The organism is Enterococcus ureasiticus, assembly GCF_001730285.1.
GTDB lineage: Bacteria > Bacillota > Bacilli > Lactobacillales > Enterococcaceae > Enterococcus_L > Enterococcus_L ureasiticus.
This window is the reverse complement of the sequence record NZ_MIJZ01000004.1, coordinates 1-5,755: the sequence shown is the minus strand read 5'-3', so window position 1 is coordinate 5,755 and position 5,755 is coordinate 1. Positions and strand designations below refer to the sequence as shown.

General features: G+C 35.1%; 8 protein-coding genes. All 8 read right to left on the bottom strand.

Annotated features, from left to right (window positions below):
* The coding region (locus BCR21_RS06020) for a hypothetical protein (protein ID WP_139125614.1) at positions 1 to 611 on the bottom strand (611 nt) is incomplete at its 3' end.
* On the bottom strand, positions 608 to 1,663 hold the full coding sequence (locus BCR21_RS06015) for a WxLIP family cell surface protein (protein WP_069645589.1): 1,056 nt from the start codon (positions 1,661 to 1,663) through the stop codon (positions 608 to 610). The genes BCR21_RS06015 and BCR21_RS06020, both read right to left, overlap by 4 nt.
* Positions 1,664 to 1,841: 178 nt before the next feature.
* Positions 1,842 to 2,594: a WxL domain-containing protein gene (locus BCR21_RS06010; protein ID WP_069645588.1), complete on the bottom strand. Its 753-nt coding sequence runs from the start codon at positions 2,592 to 2,594 to the stop codon at positions 1,842 to 1,844.
* A gap of 71 nt (positions 2,595 to 2,665) precedes the next feature.
* Positions 2,666 to 2,890 (bottom strand): hypothetical protein, encoded by a 225-nt coding sequence (locus tag BCR21_RS06005; RefSeq protein ID WP_069645587.1) that lies wholly within the window; start codon positions 2,888 to 2,890, stop codon positions 2,666 to 2,668.
* The gene (locus BCR21_RS06000; RefSeq protein ID WP_069645586.1) at positions 2,891 to 3,208 is read right to left on the bottom strand and encodes a hypothetical protein; all 318 of its coding nucleotides are present in this window, start codon (positions 3,206 to 3,208) and stop codon (positions 2,891 to 2,893) included. It lies immediately after the preceding gene.
* A gap of 1 nt (position 3,209) precedes the next feature.
* Entirely contained in the window at positions 3,210 to 4,277 is a 1,068-nt protein-coding gene (locus BCR21_RS05995) for a WxLIP family cell surface protein (protein ID WP_069645585.1), read from the bottom strand.
* A 41-nt stretch (positions 4,278 to 4,318) separates the two neighbouring features.
* Positions 4,319 to 4,975 (bottom strand): hypothetical protein, encoded by a 657-nt coding sequence (locus BCR21_RS05990; RefSeq protein WP_084013240.1) that lies wholly within the window; start codon positions 4,973 to 4,975, stop codon positions 4,319 to 4,321.
* 49 nt (positions 4,976 to 5,024) lie between these two features.
* Positions 5,025 to 5,755 (bottom strand): winged helix-turn-helix domain-containing protein (locus BCR21_RS05985; RefSeq protein WP_084013239.1); only part of this gene is annotated, 731 nt, incomplete at its 5' end.

The following is a 5,755-nucleotide window of genomic DNA, read 5'->3' as shown; positions in this document are numbered from 1 at the left end:
TAGCTTAAGCCTGCTTTACCTCCAATTTCTACTGTCTCATCCTCTGTCGTTACAGTGACAGGGACAGCCATCACTTTTGTATTTTCCGGAGTTGTTTTGTCTGTCATTTTAATGTAGCTTATATGAAGTCCAGATTGACTAGAGTCAAAGGTGTTTGCTGGCTCTGTTGGGTCGCCTGCTTCATTGGCTACCCATTCGTAGGTTACGTCGTTTTCTGTTGTAGGAATACGTTTCGTTGCGAAAAGCTTGTCATGTCCTGACTCAGCATTAAGATCTGGAAACTTCTCATATAGCTTTACAACTAATGGTTTTCCTTCAACAGAGGCTACTTTCTTTGTTTGTTCTTTTTTTTCAGTTTTTTTCTCTGTTGTACTATTTGTTGTTTTCTTTTTTTTCGTTTTTTCTTTGCTTGTACTACTTGTCGGTTCTTCTTTTTTTGTTTCCTCTTCACTTGTACTGTTTGCTACTTTGTCTGTACTACTTGTTTGTTCCTCTTTATCTGTCTTTGCCTTGATAACAGTACTTGGCAAAAATAGCCAACTGGTTAGCCCGATTCCTAAGAAGACTAAACCGATAAACAACCTAATTTTTAGCTTTTTCTTATTCTTCATGTCCTCTTGCTCCTTTTTTTTGTTAACTTATTCTTTTTTTTCAAATAGAACATACTAAAGCCACTTACTGCTAAAAACAACAAGATAACATAAAGTATCCACCAATAATTATGAGTCACGGCACTGCTTTCTAGAGATAATTGCTTACTGATCTGTTCTGCTTCGATCTTTGAAAATGAAAAATTTCTTGCCCATTTCCAACTTTGACCTGTTTTAGATGTGACTTTAACATCTGCTGTATACTCACCTGCCGTTACTTTTTGATCCTCTAAAAATACAGGTAACTCCATCATTGAGTTTGGCGCCATCCGTACATTTTTTTTCTCCATTTCTAGAATGGTTTTTGTTTCTCCTTTTTTCCTGATTTGTACCGTTGCCGTTAACTCTTCCGCAAAAACGCTCTTGGTATTTGACATATTCATAAATAATGTATACTCAGCATCTTTTAACTTTAATGACACATCATTTAGTTTCAGCTCTGGTTTTATCGCAATCGTTTCTGATTCGCTGAGTAAGACCCCAATTACAAAGGCGAATTTATTCATAATTACTTTTTCTTTTTTCGATGATTCGTCTTCTTTTAGGACAGGTTTCAGCTGAATTCCTCCTGCTACATAGCCTTCGAATCCTTCACTGGGCACCTCAATCGCAAAGTCAATGATCTGGTTACTTTTTGGCTCTAGTAAAACATCCTTAGGACCTGTCATAAGTTTAGACAGGTCCTGTTTTAATGATGCATCCGTTTTGAGTTCACTTGGACCAAATGTTACCACGCCATTTCCGTTCGTTTTCGCACTACTTACGGTAATATCGATCTTCATCGGCTGGTTTGAGGTATTGACTAGTTTCATTTGAACGGTTTGTTTGTCTCCTGGTTGTACCAAAAGATCATAATAGCCTGCTTTTTCATTTTTTTGGTTTTCTGGGAATAAAACTTCATAGGAAAAACCGTTGATTGATTTTGTGGCTGTTTCTTCAGAAAAGCTGATAATTGGCTGAAAGAGCAAAAATGAAATGCCCAGCAGTAAAATAGTTGTGATCTTTTGTTTCATTCTTGTCTATCCTCTCATGATCTTATTGTTTTACTTATTTACATTTCTCTGTATACTAGAACTTACTTTAGAACATTTTTTCAAACGAACAACTTATAACAATAACTCTCAACACAATCTGTACGGTGTGCTATTTCTTTGAGTTATTTGTGTTTTTTACTTAGTTTTTGTGTTCTTATTATTTTGGTGCGTCGTCTAGTGACCAAGTCACTGTACCCTTATACGTTTTACCAGCTGCGCCAGATTTTTCAGCATTTGTAACAATCAATTTAACGTTATCTACTTTACTTGCTACCCCTACTTTTTTAGTAGTAACATCTGTTTTTGCAATAACGTCAGTTGTTGATGAAGCTCCTGCTTCTAACGTTACAGTAGATGACGTACCATCACCAAATTTAAGTTTTTCAGTTCCAACATTTAATGGTCCGCCTAGAGCTTCTGTCGAATTCGTTTCTGGATCGTTAGGAATATAGTCGTCACCATTTGTAGTCATTGTTTCACCAATTTTATACTCTGTTGCTGCACCTAGTGTATAGCTTAACTTAGCATTTAAGCCCTCTTTTTCAGTACCTGTAGTCATCGCAGATAATTTTGCAGTCAACGTCCATTTTGAAAGGTTTTTGGTAGTAGGATCTAAAGGTCGATCATCATTAACAACTAAATACTGTTTTTTAGGGTCAGTTACTGTATTGTAGAATGTTGAAATCCCTGCAGTTGCATCTTGTTTACCAAATTGGAAAGTACTTGGTTTAAATACAAGTGATAAGTTATCTTTGAAAGGGCCTTTACCTGGATCTGTTCCTTTACCTGTGTTGAACGAAATTTCAGCATCTGTTGTTTCGTTACTAACTTCAGCAGCGTTTGCTGAAGTCGCAAGCATTGATACTGCTGCTACTGATAATAGTGATACGATTGCTAATTGTTTTTTCATTTTTTCCCATCCTTTTAAAGCACACATACAGATTGGCGACAGTTACTGTTATAAGCTGTTCCTTTTTGTTCTTATTGTAAAAGTTCTATTTGTTCTTTTAAGAGTGTAAACAGATAGACAATCAAGCCTAAACTACTCAATGTAATCACAAGTAAGCTAAAGTTTACGAGCAATGGTCCTTTCTTTCTTTTCACCTTTCTGATTAAAAATGCATCTCGTGACAACATTAATAAGAAAAATAGTAGTGCAGTCACTGCTATTCCCCCCAATATGAATAACCATAAATAATTTATCATTTAGCAGACTCTCTCCCATAGATTATTTGACATAATCGCTTTTAAACTGATCATTCCCACAAAAAAGATAAGGACAGAGGTACCTAAAAGCATCCAAATGACTGAGGTAATCAATTCCCCTGTCGAAGGTAATTTTCCTATCGGTTTCGACGTATTTGGCGTTATTTTATTAGGTGGCTGTATACTATCTTTTTGTTTTTCAGAAAATATAATGCCTACTTCAGTCTCACCTTTGCGAGCGCTCGCTTCTGTCATTTCTCCAAAAAACAAGCTAACAAAACAGGTTAGAAAAAATAGAACAATGATTCCTTTTTTCATCTTATTTTCCTTCTTTCTTTTTTCTCTTCTTCCTCTTTCTTTTCTTTTTCTTTATTTTCCACTGCTCTTCCAATTTCTTTCGTCTAACAAGTAACAAAATCACAATGACCCCCGTTGATAGTATTAACATAGTAGTAGCTACTTTTATCCATGTAGGGGTAATAATTTTGAAGCCACTTTTATCATTCATGTCTCTTGCTTGTTCATTCGTAATTCTAAATTCTTTTTCAAATTTCCAATCATTATAGCCATTGGTTACCGTCATGTTTAATACATAGGTTCCTCCTTTGATTGTTGCTGTTCCCCAATCCATTTCAAAATCAAAGCGACTATTTGGCGACATTTTATACCCTTTAACTGTCTCTTTTTTGATAATTTTATTACTTTCTTTTTCCTTTACTTCCGCTTGTATTTCTAAGTCAGATAATACTTTAGGTTCTGGGTTTTGTAAGGTCGCTAAAACCATTTTTTTCCCTCGTCTAAGTGTTGATTTTGCCTCTAATAGATTTAAAGATTTTGAATCTCTATAATCATCACCCGTTTCTGAGATGACTAAACCAAGTCGAAATGAAAATTTATTTTTCACCATTGATTTCTTTTCCCCAGAATCATCTAATTCAAATACTAGTACACCCATTTTGACTCCTGAATAACTTTCTTTTGGTGGAGTTAACTGAATTGTTACTTCTTTTTCTTCAAAATTCTCTACTGTTATAGTTGGTGTTTCCACTTTCACTAATGAGCTAACTGGTTCTTTTAAAGTTTCATCTAATAACTTAGAATCCTCTGTGTATTCGATTGTTCCTTTTTCACCGGTGTAAGCATCCGTTGGATAAATTTTTATTTTTACTGGCTCTTTCTGTGTACTTTTTACTTTTACTTTTAATTGTTGTTCTTCCCCTGGCGTCGTTTGGAGATAAAAGTAACTTTGTTCGAAATCTATTTGCTTACTACTCGGGACAGCTGAAACAGTGTATCCTAGATTATCTGCTGCATGTGCTCGGTTTGGAAATAAGATAAAACATAGTCCCATAAGTAACAGGACAGCTATATAATTATTTTTTTTCATTGAATTTTCAATTGCTCCTTATCTATCACACTCTAGAAACATTATTTTTTTATCGCTTCAACATAAATGTCTACATAGTAATGATTGTCTTCTTCTTGATACAAATCTTCTTCTAAAATCACGGTTTCTTTTTCCTGCCATGTTTCTAAGAACAATTGAGCTGCTTGGTGCGCGGAGGCCTTTGTTTCAAATGGTCCCTTTGTCTCAATCACATCGCCTTCTTCATATTCTAATTCTTCCTCAAAGTCTTCTTTTTTCCCAATCATCGCCAACGCATACACAATACTTCCAGATAGAGCGGCTATGATGAAAAAAGCAACCCCATATACATTGATGAATAATAGTAAGAAGCAAAGAAGATTTAGACCTATAAATCCAACCAACATGGCTTTAGGATACGGTCTTCTTTTGTTCGTAAGAAATAGAAAGTACATAAACACGAAAGTCATGGTCATTAACAGAGCACTCAGTGCAAAGTACACAATAGATTCAAGTCCGTTATCATTCACGATAAGCAACAATTGATAGAATAAGGAGAGTCGTTTATCCACATAAAAGTATGCTTTTTTATAGAAAGAATAAAACATTACTAAGTACGTGACCCACATGATGGAAAAGATTCCTTCTATTACTAGGATATATTTCAACCCTTTATTTTGATGTTTTTCTGTTTGTTCTGTCGTCATCCTTTTTTTCAACCCTCAATCATCCTATTTATTTTTGGCTTTCCTTGCCAGTATGTGTCACTTATTTGATATCTAATTTATACCCTTTCGAACGGATTGTTTTTATGTATTCTGGGCTTCCAGGTGCTGCTTCAAATTTTTTCCGTAAATGAAAAATAAGATTGGTGACCCGATATTGTCTGAATGTTGCGTCCGTGCCGTTCTTTTTTTCTGTCCAAATTTTTTGGTAAAGCTCTTCATACGATAATGTTTCACCCGAACGGTTAAATAATTCTCTTAAAACAAAAAACTCTAATTTTGTTAGCGAAATCTCAAAGCCATCTTTTAGGATTAGGCTCAAGCTTCCTTCGTTCAGTTCAAAGTCGCTACGTTTCTCTGGTCTTTCTTGTGTCTCTTTGATTACCTCAGTGCCATTTCCTGTGTGTTTCAATAGATTTTCTAGTTGTAATAAAAACAACCCTTTGTTTTCCGCTACATCTGAAATACCATCTGCGCCTAATTGAAAATAAATCATTTGATGGAAATCGGAAATTTTTGTTGAAAACACCCAGACGACGCCCTCAAACCATTTCCTCAATTCCAGAATTGATTCACAAATGGATTCAAATCCACTGTTCTCGCCTTCTTCAATCAGAATGGCATTCATATTTGACAAGATCTCTTCATTTTTATTTATACAGGTGAAAAAAGAAGGAGTGAATGCGGAAGAGTTAGAAAACTCATTCACATGTGCATCTTGTTGTCTTTCTTCTTTTAAAATGCCTAGTTTGTACATTATTTGTCTTGCCTCCT

What these genes read in the sequence shown, in the direction of transcription:
- BCR21_RS06005 (WP_069645587.1), bottom strand. Translation starts at nt 2,890, where the DNA reads ATGATAAATTATTTATGGTTATTCATATTGGGGGGAATAGCAGTGACT.
- BCR21_RS06000 (WP_069645586.1), bottom strand. Translation starts at nt 3,208, where the DNA reads ATGAAAAAAGGAATCATTGTTCTATTTTTTCTAACCTGTTTTGTTAGC.
- BCR21_RS06015 (WP_069645589.1), bottom strand. Translation starts at nt 1,663, where the DNA reads ATGAAACAAAAGATCACAACTATTTTACTGCTGGGCATTTCATTTTTG.
- BCR21_RS05995 (WP_069645585.1), bottom strand. Translation starts at nt 4,277, where the DNA reads ATGAAAAAAAATAATTATATAGCTGTCCTGTTACTTATGGGACTATGT.
- BCR21_RS06010 (WP_069645588.1), bottom strand. Translation starts at nt 2,594, where the DNA reads ATGAAAAAACAATTAGCAATCGTATCACTATTATCAGTAGCAGCAGTA.